Below are 14,722 nucleotides of genomic sequence, written 5' to 3' on the forward strand. Positions count from 1 at the left end.
GAAAAACTGGCTTTTTTATTTTGAATGAGTCATGTAGAATGCCAAAATGTCTACTAGTTCAAACTTTACATGAAAAATGAATAGGGTTAAGCAAAATAAAAGTTTCTTGAATCAAGCGTGGTCGTTCATGTGCAGTGAAGGTTTACCATGCTTATTTGTTGTACTTATGCTATGTAATGGGCTATTTTTTGCATATGCCATTTTTGATGAAAATCACACCGATTCATTCAATGCAAATTCACATCAATCTACTTCAGAATTTCGTTCAAAGAATAACTACATAAATTAAATAATCTTCATACATCGTTTATCAAAATAAAAACAAGCGCTTAATCTTTCAGTGTATAGTATGCGTGCATAAAAAGTGCAGGAATGAATGCCATTATGAATAACAAATCTCCTCTCGATTCAGAAGCCCTCATTGAAGTTAAAAACTTGAGCTTTAATCGTGGGGAACGCGTCATTTATGACGATATCAGTCTAAAAATTCGACGTGGTCAAATTACTGCAATTATGGGTCCATCAGGTACAGGTAAAACGACATTGCTTCGTTTGATCGGCGGACAACTCACACCTGATCATGGTGAAGTTTTACTTGATGGTAAAAACATTGCAGCTATGTCTCGTCATGAGTTATTTGCTGCGCGTGCCCGTATGGGAATGTTATTCCAAAGTGGTGCACTTTTTACAGATATGTCTGTGTATGAAAATGTCGCTTTCCCAATTCGTGCACATACTAAATTACCAGAGCATATCATTGCTGAACTAGTTGCCTTAAAGCTTGAGTCAGTTGGTTTGCGTGGTGCTGAACAGCTAATGCCAACTGAATTGTCAGGTGGTATGAATCGTCGTGTTGCCTTAGCGCGAGCGATTGCATTAGATCCTGAGTTGATCATGTATGACGAGCCATTTGCAGGTCAAGATCCAATCGTAATGGGTGTTTTGACGCGCTTAATTCGTTCTCTACGTGAAGCTTTAGATCTCACTACAATTATTGTCTCGCATGACGTTGCGGAGACTTTATCAATTGCTGATTATATTTATGTGGTTGCAGAAGGCAAAATTCAGGGTGAAGGTTCTCCAGAAGAATTAAAAAATCATGCTTCACCATTTGTACGTCAGTTTTTAACAGGTTCGGCAGAAGGGCCTGTGGAATATCAATTTACGCATCAAGCATATTTAGATAGCGAGGTTCGTCCATGAATACGATAGCCTGGCTAGGTAGACTCGTTATTGAGCGAATAAAGGGGATTGGTGCTGCGTCACTGATGCTCCTACAAGTTTTATTTGCAATGCCATCACAAGGTGGCTTTCAGCGCTTTGTTTATCAGATGTATCGCGTCGGGGTAATGTCGCTACTGATCATTGCCGTTTCTGGTTTATTTATTGGTGCAGTGCTTGGCTTACAGATGTATAGCATTCTCGTCACTTTTGGTAGTGAAGCGATGTTAGGCACAGCCATTTCATTAACCTTGCTCCGTGAGCTTGCTTCGGTGGTTGCTGCATTATTGTTTGCGGGTCGTGCAGGTTCAGCTTTGACTGCTGAAATTGGTTCGATGAAGCAAAGTGAACAACTTGCCAGCATGGAAATGATCGGTGTTGATCCACTTCGACAGATTGTTGCTCCACGTTTATGGGCAGGTATTGTCAGTTTACCGATGTTGACGGTGATTTTTGCAACCATTGGTATTATCGGTGGTAAGTTAGTTGGCGTTGACTTTTTAGGTGCAGATGAAGGTTCTTTCTGGGGTGGTATGCAGAGTACAGTTCAGTTTGGGCATGACATTTTGAATGGCACAATTATTAAAAGCATTGTGTTTGCACTGATTTGTACATGGGTGGCGGTGTATCAGGGCTATGCTTGTGATCCAACACCAGAGGGTATCGCGACTTCGATGACGAGAACGGTCGTATATTCTTCACTTTGTGTATTAGGTTTTGATTTCGTGTTGACTGCGGTCATGTTCGGAGGGATTTAATGAAATCACGTACTAGTGAGCTGGCCGTAGGTATTTTTGTCATTATCTTCGGTATCGCTCTATTTTTTCTTGCAATGAAAGTTAGCGGTTTGGTTGGTACAAATTTACGTGATAGCTACAGCATGACAGCGCAGTTTGATAACGTAAATGGTTTAAAACCTCGTGCCAAAGTCACCATGAGTGGTGTAACGATTGGTCGTGTAGAATCTATTTCTCTTGATCCCGTCACGCGTTTAGCAACAGTAAAATTTGATTTGGATGGTAAGCTGACGAGCTTTGATCCAAAACAGCTTAAAGAAGTGCAGAACAATGCACTTGAAGAATTACGCTACAGTTCTGATTATGAGCAAGCTGATGCTGCGAAACAAAAAGAAATGGAACAGCAACTTATCAGTAACATGACCTCCATCACGAGTCTGGATGAAGATGCTTATATAATGGTAGCAACCAATGGCTTATTGGGCGAAAAATATTTGAAAGTTGTACCCGGTGGTGGTGTGAACTATTTGAAACGTGGTGATGTTGTTTCAAATACCCAAGGTACAATGGATTTAGAAGATTTGATCAGTAAATTTATTACTGGTGGTGCTGGTAAAGCCACATCAAGCTCGACAACTGAGAGTTCAACATCACCAGCTGCAAATGCTGATGCAGAACCATCTTTTGTTGAGTAATTCAGGTTAGGAGATTGAAGTGAATACATTATTGAAACAGACTCTAACGGCAAGTGTATTATCAACCATGCTTGCAAGTGCTGCATTTGCTGCACCAACAGAGACCCCACCTGATTTTGTAAAACGTGTGGCTGATGGCTTGATTACGCGTCTAAAAGCAGATCATGCTAAATTGCAGAATAATCCTGCTTTAGTAAAAACGATTATTCGTCAAAACCTTGATCCGTATGTTGATTCACAAGCATTTACGCGTATCGTATTGGGTACTTATGCAAATAATCAGTACACAAATGCTGCTCAACGTGCTCAGTTTGAGAAAAACTTCCGTGAAGTGATTATCGAAAACTATGGTAGTGCTTTCGCTAAATATACCAATGAAAGCTATACCATGCGTCCGTTTAGATCATCAAATAGCAAGAACCCAGTGGTTACTTTAGACTTCTTGCATAATGGTGAAAAGATTCCTGTATCTTTCCAGTTGACGGATAAAGGTGATCAGTGGAAAGTGCGTAATATCAATGTGTCAGGTATTGATTTAGGTTTACAGTTCCGTAATCAGTTTGCGGCGACAGTGCAACGTAATGGTGGTGACATCAACAAAGCGATTGCAACGTTTAAACCAGATGCAGACTCTGCTGTTAGTAAAAAATAAGGTAACGATGGATGATTCAGTATATTGATCAGCAACTCGTCGTTTCTAAAACGATTAACTTTGTAAATGCAGAAGAGATTTATCAAGCAGGCTTAAAGCATATCCAACAACATAAGAGTTTTCCTTTGGTTGTTGATCTAGGTCAGCTTGAGCAAGGAAATACGCTATCTTTGGCCGTTTTGGTGCAATGGTTGCGTCAAACACCTGAGAGTAAAGGTCTGCATTTCAAAAATGTTTCTGAGAAAATGTTAAAGATCATTCAAGCTTGCCATCTACAAGATGATTTGAAATTGATTTAAATGATTCTTGTGGATAAAAAAAGAGAGCTATTTATAGCTCTTTTTATTATTCCTATAGTTTGGGGAATGCAGAAAAAAGCGCGTCACAGGTTGGATATTTTTGATGTAGCTTTTTTAGATAATAGGTTTGATCATGTTCTAAAAAACCATCGAGTAGTTTCATCGGTATGCTTTGATTATTGCATCGTTGGTTTTTTCTATTCCATGAGCTAAAAGGTGAAATTGCATGATCAATTGTTATGATGTTTTTATCGCAGTGTAATAGTGCCAATGAACTGATTTGATAATTTTGAGGTGTCGTCTTATCTGGTGGATACGCTAGACCAATGACTAAATCATTACTTTTTATTGTTTTGCTTGAAAAATCACTATGCCATTGTTTAGGCTTGGACGAGAAAATCTTTGTTAGCAAACTTTGAAAGATAAAGTGAGGGTGTTGAAAGGTGAACTGCTTATGGTTGCTTGAAGATAGTTGCTGAACAGAGTGAAGCCGTGCAATAAACACATCATTTGGGGAGTGTGGTGCGCAGGCAAAAGCTAGGTTTATCGAAAGGGTTATATTCAAAACTAGAAATAACCCTTTCATTTTAGATCCATTTCTTCCATCTAAAGTAGATCATTGGTAAGACTAAAAATGCCATTAAAATTGCGGTAACGATCCAAAAGCTCAAACTGCCATGTGCAAAAGGGAGTTCTTCCGTATTCATACCATAAATGCTGGCAATCAACATGGGCGGCGCAAGCATACTTGGTAAGATCGAGAATCGGCGAATCGTATCATTCTGTTCAGTGTTAATGAATCCAGACGTAGTATCCAATAAGAATCGTACTTTCTGGAATAAGAAGGCATCATGTTCGACCAGTGAGCGGACATCTTCGCTGAGCTCTCGAATATCAGCATCGTAAATATGACTACCTAAAGCACGCGGGCGTGATAAGAATGTTAATACACGACGTAAATCGATTAAACAAAGTTGGGCTTTTCCAAGCATATCTTCTTGCTGGGCAAGCCGAGTAATCATGTCATCCAGATCTAAAATCTTTTCTCGATGATGATTATTTAGGACTTCTGTTGAATATCTTTCTAAGTCCTTGTGGATATCTTCTAAGATATCCGCAAGTTCATCTAACTTTGCTTCGAGCAATCCGAGTAAGATCCAAGTGGGATCTTTATAGTCCATATCGTAGTCATTGCGGCGCGCTCGTGCACGAAAAGCACGGAACGCAACAAGCTTTTCACCACGCATGGTAAACAAACGGTCTTTATGCAAAATAAAGGCAACGGTTTGCACCATAGCAAGCATATGAGACGTGTCTTCAGTGTCGCCATCGACCTGATAATTTTTATTCTTTGTTAAAAAATATGTACTGATATGCAAAATTCCATCATCATCACGATAGAATCGAGCGGATGAGGAAATGTCTTCAAGTGATTTTAATGTGGGTAAATTTCGATCATAGGCATCGAGAACCCATTGTTGTTCTTCTTGAGATGGAGCGATCAAATCAATCCATACGAGTTCAGGGTGTAGATCAAAGCCCCCATTGATCGTTGCATCTTCTAGACTACCGCGCTCAGTGGCATAAAAGGCTTCAAGCATGTCTTTTTTCCTCGCGCAGTTGATGTAAAGCTTTCATCATTTTGAGGAAAGCCAGCGTGTATTTTAGACAAGGATCGAATGAAAAACACTTGCCTAAACGATATTTTCTAAAAAATCTTGTTTCTTAGCCTACTTTAACAGCATGACAGTTATATAAAACGGTTTTAATTGTATGAATTCTATATGTGTTTTCTGCGGCTCCTCCCTTGGTAATGATCCTATTTACAAACAAATTGCACAAGCGACAGGCCAAGCAATAGCAGAACAGGGTCTCACTTTGATTTATGGTGGTGGTCGCTCTGGATTGATGGGCGTTGTTGCTGACAGCGCGATACAGGCTGGAGGGCAGGTGATCGGTGTGATTCCAAATGCTTTAGTCGACCGTGAGTTAGCCCACACAGGGCTGACAGCGTTGCATGTGGTGAATGACATGCACGAGCGAAAAACTAAAATGGCTGAATTGGCCGATGCTTTTATCGCTTTACCCGGTGGAGCAGGTACCTTGGAAGAAATTTTTGAACAATGGACATGGAGTCAGTTAGGGATTCATCAAAAGCCTTGTGCATTTTTAAATATAGATGGTTTTTATGATGGGGTGATTCAAACAATACAAGATTCGGTTAATCGAGGGTTTAGTCAGGCTCGTTTTGTCGAAAAGCTGATTGTTGCTGATAATATTGGTGACATTTTAAAAGCATTTACAGCATATGAACCTGCTATACCTAAATGGATGTCAACTGCTGAAATTCAGGCGTGAGAGAGAAAAGTGAAAACAATTACTGTAGCTGCAGCTGTTATTTTGAATGAAAACAATCAATTATTATTGGTGCGTAAACAAAACACACAAGCTTTTATGCAAGTTGGTGGGAAATTAGAGCTGAATGAAGCACCTGAGCTTGCGATTCAGCGTGAAATACTGGAAGAGATCGGCTGTCATTCGGAAATCAAAAAGTTTATTGGGCAGTTTCATACCCAAGCGGCAAATGAGCCTGATCATCTTTTGGTGAGTTATGTTTATTTAGTTGAGCTAAAACAATCTCCTCAGATTGCAGCTGAGATTGCTGAAATGAAGTGGATTCAATTAGATGATCAAATTACTGTATTAGCTCCTTTGACGAAAGAGGTGGTGATTCCATGGTGTCTTAAAAATCAACCACTTATGCAGATGGCTTAACACCGCCAGCAGCGAGACAAATGGCATTAATTTTTTGGCAGCCCAATTGTTTCAGTATTTCTGAAAGTGCATGGATTGAGCTGCCCGTCGTCACCACGTCATCCACGATCATGACATTCCGATAACGGATTTTATTTGGTGGGCATGCAATAAATTGTTGTTCAATATGATCAAGTCGCTCTAAGCGAGTTAGACCTTTCTGTGAATGCTGTGCTAAGCGTTGTACAGGTTGCCAGATTGGAACATTCAGGTGCAGGCTCAGTGTTTTGGCGAGCAGAAGTGACTGATTATAGCCTCGTTCAATCAAGCGATCTGTTGAAATTGGCATAGGCACAATCGCCTGTATTTTAGGCAATTTGAGTTGTAATAAAAGCCCTGCTAATAGCCGTTCATATTCAAGTTTTTGCTCATATTTAAACTGTTGAATAATACGATCAATCGGATATTGATAATGGCAAGCAACGTAAATATGCTGTTCATGACGTTGAATTTGTTGTTTTAACCAAGGTAATTGTTGCCAACAATTTGAACAAACGCCAAACTGTTGCTTGATGCCCACATCACATAAATCACATGGCGTAAAATAATCCAACAACAGTCGGGTTTGTTTACGTAATAAATTAAACATAGGCATAACGTGGTGCTTCAGGTAACCAGCGTTTCAGCAAGCCTTCTGCATGTTGCGGGTAATCTTTGAGAATGTGTTCAGCCACATAATGTGCTTGACTCAGTAGATGATCATCACGTTCTAAGCGCGCAACACGAAAGCCCATATCGCCTGTTTGTTTAGTACCGAGTAATTCACCGGGGCCACGTATTTCTAAATCTTTTTCTGCAATCACAAAACCATCGTTACTTTCTCTTAAAATGGAAAGTCGTTCCTGCCCATTTTGTGAGAGTGGTGTTTTATAAAGCAGTGCGCAGAAACTGGCCGTTGCACCACGTCCCACACGACCACGAAGTTGATGTAGCTGAGATAGGCCAAGCCGCTCGGCATTTTCAATCACCATAATAGAAGCATTGGGAACATCAACACCGACCTCAATCACCGTCGTTGCAATCAGGAGTTGTGATTGATTGTCTTTGAAGGCTTGCATAACGGCTTGCTTCTCATCAGCCTTCATTTTTCCATGAACCAATCCAATCTTAAGGTCAGGAAAGCGTTCTTTGATTTCCTGATAAGTTGCTTCAGCGGCTTGTGCATCTAAGGTTTCGGATTGTTCGACTAGTGTGCAGACCCAATAGGCTTGCTTGCCTTCGAGACAATTCTTAGCGATACGTTGCAACACTTCTTCACGACGATCCAAAGGAATAGTCACGGTTTGAATCGGTGTTCGTCCCGGTGGGAGTTCATCAATGATAGAAGTATCAAGGTCACCATAGGCACTCATCGCAAGCGTACGAGGAATGGGGGTTGCGGTCATGACTAGTTGGTGTGGTGTGAACTGATCAACGCCTTTGTTGCGTAAAGCGAGACGTTGGTCAACACCGAAACGATGCTGTTCATCAATAATAACCAGTCCTAATTTTGAAAATTCCACATTGTCTTGAAATAATGCATGCGTACCAACAACCAGTTGGGCGTGACCCTCTTTGATGTGTTGCTCAGCTTGCGCACGCGCTTTGCCCTTTTGTTTACCTGAAAGCCAAGCCACTTCAATACCCAGCGGTTCAAACCAACGTTTAAAATTCAAGTAATGTTGTTCCGCTAAAATTTCAGTTGGTGCCATTAACGCAACTTGCCAATCTGCTTCAAGCGCATGACATGCGGCAACGGCAGCAACCAAGGTTTTACCTGCACCGACATCACCTTGAACCAAACGTAACATTGGTTGATCTTGTTTTAGATCTTGTAGAATTTCTTTCGAGACACGCTTTTGAGCATTGGTCATTTGAAAGGGCAATGCTTCTAATAGTCTTTTAGCGAGTATTTTACTGCTACTAAATCGAGGTGCGGCAATCTGACGAATATAAGCACGACGTGTCAATAAGCTAATTTGATGCGCTACGAGTTCTTCAAAAATCAAGCGTTGTTGTGCAGGATGTGAACCTTGATTGAGTTGTAACATATTGGCATCAATCGGTGGTTCATGAATGTAGTGTAGGGCCTGTTTTAACTCATAACCGTTGCTGTACTTACTTGGTAATAATTCAGGAAGATCATCACTATGATGTTGCAATGCTTGGCGAACATATTCGCGTAGCTTAGGTTGAGTGAGTCCTTCTGTACTTGGATAAATTGCCGTGAGCTGAGTTTTTGGAAGTGGCGTATGCTGTTGAATGACTTGGATTTCAGGGTGATAAAGTTCTAAACCACGCGCACCGACACGGACTTCACCGAAAATCCGTAAACGTTGTCCCATTTTGATGCGATCAGTTAAGCCTTTATAAATATGATAAAAACGTAAAGTCACTTTGCCAAAATCATCTTGGAGCAATGCGGCAAGAGATTTCTTTTTCCCAGGTGGAAAATCAACGGATCGCACTTCACCTTCAAGTAAATAACTTCGTCCAACAACCAGCTGATTCATTGGAATAATAGTGCTACGATCTTCATAGTCACGGGGAAGATGAAATAGCAAATCATCCGTGCTAAAAATATGAAGCTTTTCTAATAAGGTCGCTGCGGCAGCGCCAACGCCTTGTAATTGCTGGACTGAAGTCATCTTTGATCAAGGATATGTATGCATATTTTATTTATTGGTTATGGTAAAACATCTCAGCGTGTCGCTAAACACTTATTTGAGCAAGATCACCACATTAGCACAATTAGTCGCAGTCCAAAAACAGACTGTTACGCGACGCATTATATTCAAGATGTTCATCAACTTGATTTAACATCATTCTCACCGATTGACATGGTTTATGTGATCTTAGCGCCGTCGGAAAGTGGCGTGGAAGCCTATCAACAGACCTATGTAGAGAGTGTTCAGCCGATTGCAGCAGCATTAAAGCATCATCGTGTTCAGCGTATTGTGATTGTTTCTTCAACTCGTGTTTATGGTGAAAGCGAAGGCCAGCGCATCGATGATGAGTCGGTGATTCAACCTATCGATGAGCAAGGACATCTACTTCGAAAAATGGAGTTGTTGTGGCAGGATTATTATCCACAGCAGAGCATTATTGTTCGTCCTACAGGAATTTATGGGACTTCAATTGCTCGATTAAAAAGACTCGCAGAACACACACAAACTTATCCAGCGATCCATTTTAGTAATCGTATCCATGTGGATGATTTAGCTAGATTCTTGGCATTTTTAGCAGATATTCAAACCTTTGAATCGAGTTATATTGTGACCAATAACATCCCGATTCCAATGCATGAGATTTTATTGTGGTTTCAACAAAAGTTAGGATTACCACCGCTAAAGCTTGCTTCTGATCAGCAGACTGGCAAGCAAATTTTTGCAACGCGATTGGCTAAAACTGATTTTAAACTTAATCATCCCATTTGCTTTAATGACTATGCTGAGTTGCTACACGTACATAGTAATGAAAAATAATTAGGCTAGACTGCAAGTATGCTTTGAATTGTTGGTATGGATTTTGAATTTTAAATATCAACAAATTCCGTAAAGGAACTGCCTGAATTATGCACGAGGTTTGCAGTCGGGCATTAAAGGTTGGATATGAGAAAAATAATTTGTTTAGTGTTATTAGGGCTGATGTCAACTGCGAGCTGGTCAGGTGAACAGACATGGTGTGTGTTCGACCCACTCGGCTCAAAAGGTGATATTAGTCGTCGTTTGCAAGATGTACGTTTGTCTGCATTACAGAATCGAGTCGATTTAAAATTTCAGTTTTTCAAGAATGAAAAAAATGCAATTCTAGCTTTTGACCAAAAAAAATGTTCAGGGATAGCGGCTTCTAATTTTAATACGTATCGTTATAACCATTTCCTAGGCAGTACGGGTGGAATCGGTACAATTTCAAATAATCGAGTTGCTCGAATGTTTCTGCAACTCTTAAATAATGTGCATGTTGAAAAACGTATGATTGGTCAAGATTATGAGGCCATTGGAATGATTCCGATTGGCACAGCAAATATGATCATGAATACGCAACAGATCAATAAAGTATCTCAGTTAAAGAATAAGCGTATTGGGATTCTTGAAGATAATCCACCACAGCAGGCACTCGTACAAAGTGTTGCTGCGAAAGCGGTATATGTTGATTTTTCAGATGCGATTGATTTATTTAAGCAAAAGAAAATTGATATTTTGGCAGCCCCAGCTTATGGCGTATTGCCATATAACATTAAACAAGAGTTTGGCGAGTCGACACAGGTGGTGAATTTCCCTGTTGCCTATTTTGCGATTAACATTATTATTCGTCCTAAAGACTATCCTGTAGGTTTTGGACATCAAATCAGAGGCTGGTTCGTGAAAAATAATAACGTTTTAGCAGCGCAGGCAATTCAATGGGAAAATCATCTCCCTGCATATTATTGGGCAGATATTTCTAATTTTGAAAAGCAGGGATATGAAGCAATGGTTGCGAAGATTCGTAACCGTTATGTTGATCTTGGCTATTATGATGCGTATTTCGTTGAATTAATTAAACGATTGAGATGTATTGATGAACCTCAATATTTAGAGTGTCGAAAATAAATAAAAAGGCAACCGAAGTTGCCTTTTTTACTATTTAAGCTTTCTTGCGCTTTAAGCGACGTTTTGCTTGTTGCGAAGCCATAGCCTCTAACGCTTCTGCAAGTTCTTCATCACTAAAAGTTGTGATGTGTTGCAACATTTGTAATGTCGCTTCATCTAGCACCAACTGCGCTCCAGCTGCCATTTCACTGAAATTATCATCATATTCAATAAAACCTTGATCGTTGTTACGGATATAGTTTTGTTGAGTTAAGACTTTAATGAAACTTTGGAATAAAGCTTTATCGAAGAATTCAGGTGAATTGAATTCATATAACACAGACAAGCGTTGACCGAGTAAGTGGCTGAGTTCTTCGACTTGTTTAGTTGAAATATTGCCTGAACCACGTTGCGTAATCAGCGCTAAAGTCATGTAATAGCGTTCTAAACTTTGTTTAACAGGCATTGCAAGCGTTAAGAGTTTTTGATGCTCTTCACTGTTTGGTGTTGGGCTGAAAAGATTGCCTTCCTGATCTTGGAAAATCAGACCTGTTTGAGCAAGTGCATCGATATAGCTATCAATATGCTGCTGTAACTCAGATGGTTGCCATTTCATAAACAATTCAGCTTTCAAGAATGGATACAAGGTACGGATCACATTACTCAAATCTGTTTTATGGATTTTACCATTGTGCTCAACCAATGAAGCAACTAATGAAGGTAAAACAAAGGCATGCAAAATATTGTTACGGAAGTAAGTGAGTAGAACCGCTTGGTTATCCTCAATCGCAATAATGTCACCCAGTACGTGTTGAACACGTTTGATTAGCTTTAATTTCAAGCCATAAGCAATAATTTCTTTACCCGATAATGGCGTTACTTGCGTGCGCTCATCATAAGGGTGCTGTGTTGCTAAATCACGATAAATATCGAGTTGCTTCGCACAGATTTCTTCATCTAAGGTGTGTTTTGGTGTTGCTAATAAAATTAAAGCCAATAGCGAAACAGGGTTGATCACCACTGCACGGTTGATATTTTCTAAAATGACATTTGCAGAACTTGAAACCACATTAGAGAGTTCAGTTGAGCTTGCCGTTTCGATTTGGATATTATCCGCATTGTTTTGCTTCAAAATATCATCAAGGAATACTGGCTCACCAAAATTCACATGCACTTTACCGAAGATACGTTCAATTTTTCGTAAGGTTTTTACGATACCAAAAATTGATTCAGCTTCTTTTGGTTTGCCTTGCATTTCACCAACATAGGTTGAGCCTTCCATTAAGCGCTCATAACCGATATAGGTTGGAACAAAAACAATTGGTTTTGCAGGGCCTCGTAAATGACCTTGGATGGTCATTGCCAACATACCCGTTTTTGGCGGAAGTAAACGACCAGTACGTGAACGACCACCTTCAATAAAGTATTCAATTGGTGTGTTGCGTGACAAAATACTATACAAATATTCTTTAAATACAGAAGTATAAAGCGCATTGCCACGGAATGAACGACGAATAAAGAATGCGCCGCCACCGCGGAGTAGTTGACCTACAAAAGGTAAGTTCAAGTTATCACCCGCAGCAATATACGGGATCATCAAACCACGTTTATAAATGACATACGACAATAATAAATAGTCGATATGGCTTCGATGACAAGGTGTATAAACGATCTCGTAGTCTTTTGCTAATTCACGGACTGTACTGAAGTTATGTACTTCAACGCCGTCATAGAGCTGAGTCCATAAACGAGTTAATGCCATATCCGCAAAACGTACTGCGGAAGCAGAATAGTCAGAAACGATTTCATTGACATAACCAATAGCACGACGTTCGGCTTCAAGCATACTGATTTTGTGCTGAATGCTTTCACGACGAATGGCATCTTGTACCTCAGGTGATTTGATCACTGATTGCATGACATTGCGACGGTCAGACAAGTCAGGGCCAAGTACCACTTCACGTTGCTGATCCAAATACGTATCTAACGAGCTGGCAATATACGTTGCTGGTGAGATATTTGGATGGTTAGTCTTGGCATAATCTACCAATTCACGTAGAGATTGCGGCTCGTGAAACTCTAAATAAGATTGACGACCATGCAGACCAATGTTGACGAGTTGTTTAACTGTACCTGGTGTTGCCCAAGTATCTGAAAATAATAATTTGAACCAAGAATCTTCTTTATCTGGTGAACGTCCCCAAAGCACAGTCACAGGAACCAATTCCACTTCTACATCTGGATTTTGCTCTAGCGCTTCGATGAGTTGTAAAAGGCGTGGGGGATAGGTTTGGGTATTGAAGAAATTGTTTTCGTTATGGTGTAAAAAGAGAACTGAATTTTTTTCTTGATAAGTCCCAAAAGCCAAAGGGTCTAGGGCTGGTTTTAAATGTAAACGTCTCGTTTCTCCATCAACCACAAGCGCATTACTACGAGAGTAATTTTGTAAAACATAGCACACAAGTTTATTTGAATCAGTTGTACTTTGCTCTACTGTGGTGGATTCTGTAGGAACTTCACCAAGAACATGTGGGGTTACCACAAGGTCAAGTAACTTACTCGAAAGTTGGCGATACATTTGACCAAATCCAGTCTTGGACATTACAAACTCCTAAATAATAATCCTGACATCGAGTCATGATGAACACGACATTCTGCGATATTCTTACATAAAACGGTATGTTATTTTCTGACAAAATATAGCGTATTTGGTAGATTTTATCGTTAAAAATCGTATTTTTAGCAGGTATAACTAAATACGAATGTGACGGACGAATCATTTTATCCTGAGCATCTTTATTGGAATTTATGGCACAATCGAAATATTAACCCCACAAGAATGGGTTAATTTCTCCTGATTGATGTTGGAAGGTTATTATATGAATGCTTTGACTCAAGAACTCGTTGAATTGTTGACCCTAGAAAGGATTGAAGATCATATTTTTAGAGGCAATAGCCGTAATTTAGTCGGGAAACGAGTGTTTGGTGGACAAGTGCTTGGTCAGGCATTGCGCGCTGCATCATATACAACTGACCGTCCAGCACATTCTTTACATGCATATTTTTTGTATGGTGGGGATGTAAATGCGCCGATTATTTATGAAGTTGAGCCGCTTCGAGATGGTAAAAGTTTTGCAAGCCGTCAAGTCAAAGCCATTCAACATGGGCGTGTAATCTTTTCTGCGATGGTATCTTTTGCCTATCCTGAAGAGGGTTTGAATTATCAACATAAAGAACCAGAATACCCAGCACCTGAGACATTAAAGTCAGAAAATGAACTCAAAGAAAGTCTAATTAATTTTGTGCCTGAAAATGTGCGCGCGAGTTTTATGCGTGAACGTCATGTCGAAATTCGACCAACGCAATTGATTAATCCATTTCAGCCACAACCAGAAGCGCCGTTTTACGCGCATTATATTCGGACTCATGGCACGATTCCGTCAGAGCTAGATGAAATTTCATTGCATCAGGCAATTGTGGCATTTTATTCAGACTTTACATTGATGACCACAGCATTACGGCCGCATGGTTTGTCGTGGATTTCACCAAACTTACAATGTGCAAGTATTGACCATACGATTTACTTCCACAGACCATTACGTGCTGATGATTGGATGCTATACGATATGGAAGCGACTGTGAGTGCGAGTTCTCGTGGTTTGAACTTTGGCAAGATGTGGCAGAATGGTCAGCTTGTTTGTAGTACTGTACAAGAAGGCTTGATTCGGCTCAGAGAAATTGAAACGCAATAGCC

The 14,722-nt window shown here is 40.1% G+C and carries 15 protein-coding genes; 10 read left to right on the forward strand and 5 right to left on the reverse strand.

Features of this window, described 5'->3' with window-relative positions:
* Positions 1-384 precede the first annotated feature (384 nt).
* From ACF8D3_RS01810 to ACF8D3_RS01830, 5 genes are read left to right on the forward strand one after another with little or no spacing between them, the layout of a single operon-like run.
* Entirely contained in the window at positions 385-1,203 is an 819-nt protein-coding gene (locus ACF8D3_RS01810) for an ABC transporter ATP-binding protein (RefSeq protein ID WP_019385442.1), read from the forward strand.
* Positions 1,200-1,979: a lipid asymmetry maintenance ABC transporter permease subunit MlaE gene (mlaE, locus tag ACF8D3_RS01815; protein ID WP_004877682.1), complete on the forward strand. Its 780-nt coding sequence runs from the start codon at positions 1,200-1,202 to the stop codon at positions 1,977-1,979. The genes ACF8D3_RS01810 and mlaE overlap by 4 nt, the downstream gene beginning before the upstream one ends.
* A complete protein-coding gene (locus ACF8D3_RS01820; RefSeq protein ID WP_004877679.1) occupies positions 1,979-2,653 on the forward strand; it encodes an outer membrane lipid asymmetry maintenance protein MlaD in 675 nt (224 codons plus the stop codon). The genes mlaE and ACF8D3_RS01820 overlap by 1 nt, the downstream gene beginning before the upstream one ends.
* Positions 2,654-2,672: 19 nt before the next feature.
* The gene (locus tag ACF8D3_RS01825) at positions 2,673-3,305 is read left to right on the forward strand and encodes a phospholipid-binding protein MlaC (protein WP_007480583.1); all 633 of its coding nucleotides are present in this window, start codon (positions 2,673-2,675) and stop codon (positions 3,303-3,305) included.
* An 11-nt stretch (positions 3,306-3,316) separates the two neighbouring features.
* Positions 3,317-3,604 carry a lipid asymmetry maintenance protein MlaB gene (locus ACF8D3_RS01830; protein WP_007480581.1) on the forward strand — a complete coding sequence of 96 codons (288 nt, stop codon included), beginning with the start codon at positions 3,317-3,319 and terminating at the stop codon, positions 3,602-3,604.
* A gap of 52 nt (positions 3,605-3,656) precedes the next feature.
* On the opposite strand, the gene ACF8D3_RS01835 is transcribed toward ACF8D3_RS01830, so the two are convergent.
* Positions 3,657-4,190 (reverse strand): hypothetical protein, encoded by a 534-nt coding sequence (locus tag ACF8D3_RS01835; protein ID WP_392469797.1) that lies wholly within the window; start codon positions 4,188-4,190, stop codon positions 3,657-3,659.
* Between the two features lies 1 nt (position 4,191).
* Complete coding sequence (locus tag ACF8D3_RS01840; RefSeq protein ID WP_004877674.1) at positions 4,192-5,205, reverse strand: CorA family divalent cation transporter; 1,014 nt, start codon at positions 5,203-5,205, stop codon at positions 4,192-4,194.
* A gap of 172 nt (positions 5,206-5,377) precedes the next feature.
* Here ACF8D3_RS01840 and ACF8D3_RS01845 point away from each other — a divergent pair, with 172 nt between their 5' ends.
* On the forward strand, positions 5,378-5,962 hold the full coding sequence (locus ACF8D3_RS01845; RefSeq protein ID WP_023013775.1) for a TIGR00730 family Rossman fold protein: 585 nt from the start codon (positions 5,378-5,380) through the stop codon (positions 5,960-5,962).
* Between the two features lie 9 nt (positions 5,963-5,971).
* Positions 5,972-6,379 (forward strand): NUDIX domain-containing protein, encoded by a 408-nt coding sequence (locus tag ACF8D3_RS01850; protein WP_192413930.1) that lies wholly within the window; start codon positions 5,972-5,974, stop codon positions 6,377-6,379.
* Here ACF8D3_RS01850 and ACF8D3_RS01855 read toward each other — a convergent pair.
* Both ACF8D3_RS01855 and recG read right to left on the reverse strand, forming a co-directional pair.
* Positions 6,363-7,013 carry a ComF family protein gene (locus tag ACF8D3_RS01855; protein WP_392469800.1) on the reverse strand — a complete coding sequence of 217 codons (651 nt, stop codon included), beginning with the start codon at positions 7,011-7,013 and terminating at the stop codon, positions 6,363-6,365. The two genes, ACF8D3_RS01850 and ACF8D3_RS01855, sit on opposite strands and share 17 nt — an antisense overlap.
* A complete protein-coding gene (recG, locus tag ACF8D3_RS01860) occupies positions 7,000-9,045 on the reverse strand; it encodes an ATP-dependent DNA helicase RecG (RefSeq protein WP_061517621.1) in 2,046 nt (681 codons plus the stop codon). Before recG ends, ACF8D3_RS01855 begins: the two co-directional genes overlap by 14 nt.
* Positions 9,046-9,063: 18 nt before the next feature.
* On the opposite strand from recG, the gene ACF8D3_RS01865 reads away from it, so the two are divergent.
* Both ACF8D3_RS01865 and ACF8D3_RS01870 read left to right on the forward strand, forming a co-directional pair.
* Positions 9,064-9,882, forward strand: coding sequence for an NAD-dependent epimerase/dehydratase family protein (locus ACF8D3_RS01865; RefSeq protein ID WP_392469803.1), 819 nt, complete (start codon positions 9,064-9,066; stop codon positions 9,880-9,882).
* 126 nt (positions 9,883-10,008) lie between these two features.
* Positions 10,009-10,989: a putative solute-binding protein gene (locus ACF8D3_RS01870; RefSeq protein ID WP_392469806.1), complete on the forward strand. Its 981-nt coding sequence runs from the start codon at positions 10,009-10,011 to the stop codon at positions 10,987-10,989.
* Positions 10,990-11,023: 34 nt separating this feature from the next.
* On the opposite strand, the gene plsB is transcribed toward ACF8D3_RS01870, so the two are convergent.
* Positions 11,024-13,570, reverse strand: coding sequence for a glycerol-3-phosphate 1-O-acyltransferase PlsB (gene plsB, locus ACF8D3_RS01875; RefSeq protein ID WP_392469808.1), 2,547 nt, complete (start codon positions 13,568-13,570; stop codon positions 11,024-11,026).
* A gap of 277 nt (positions 13,571-13,847) precedes the next feature.
* Between plsB and ACF8D3_RS01880 the strand changes: the two genes are divergently transcribed.
* Entirely contained in the window at positions 13,848-14,720 is an 873-nt protein-coding gene (locus ACF8D3_RS01880; protein WP_004877654.1) for an acyl-CoA thioesterase II, read from the forward strand.
* The last annotated feature ends 2 nt before the right edge of the window (positions 14,721-14,722 follow it).

The sequence above is a fragment of the Acinetobacter sp. YQ_14 genome, assembly GCF_043102985.1.
Taxonomy (GTDB): domain Bacteria; phylum Pseudomonadota; class Gammaproteobacteria; order Pseudomonadales; family Moraxellaceae; genus Acinetobacter; species Acinetobacter venetianus.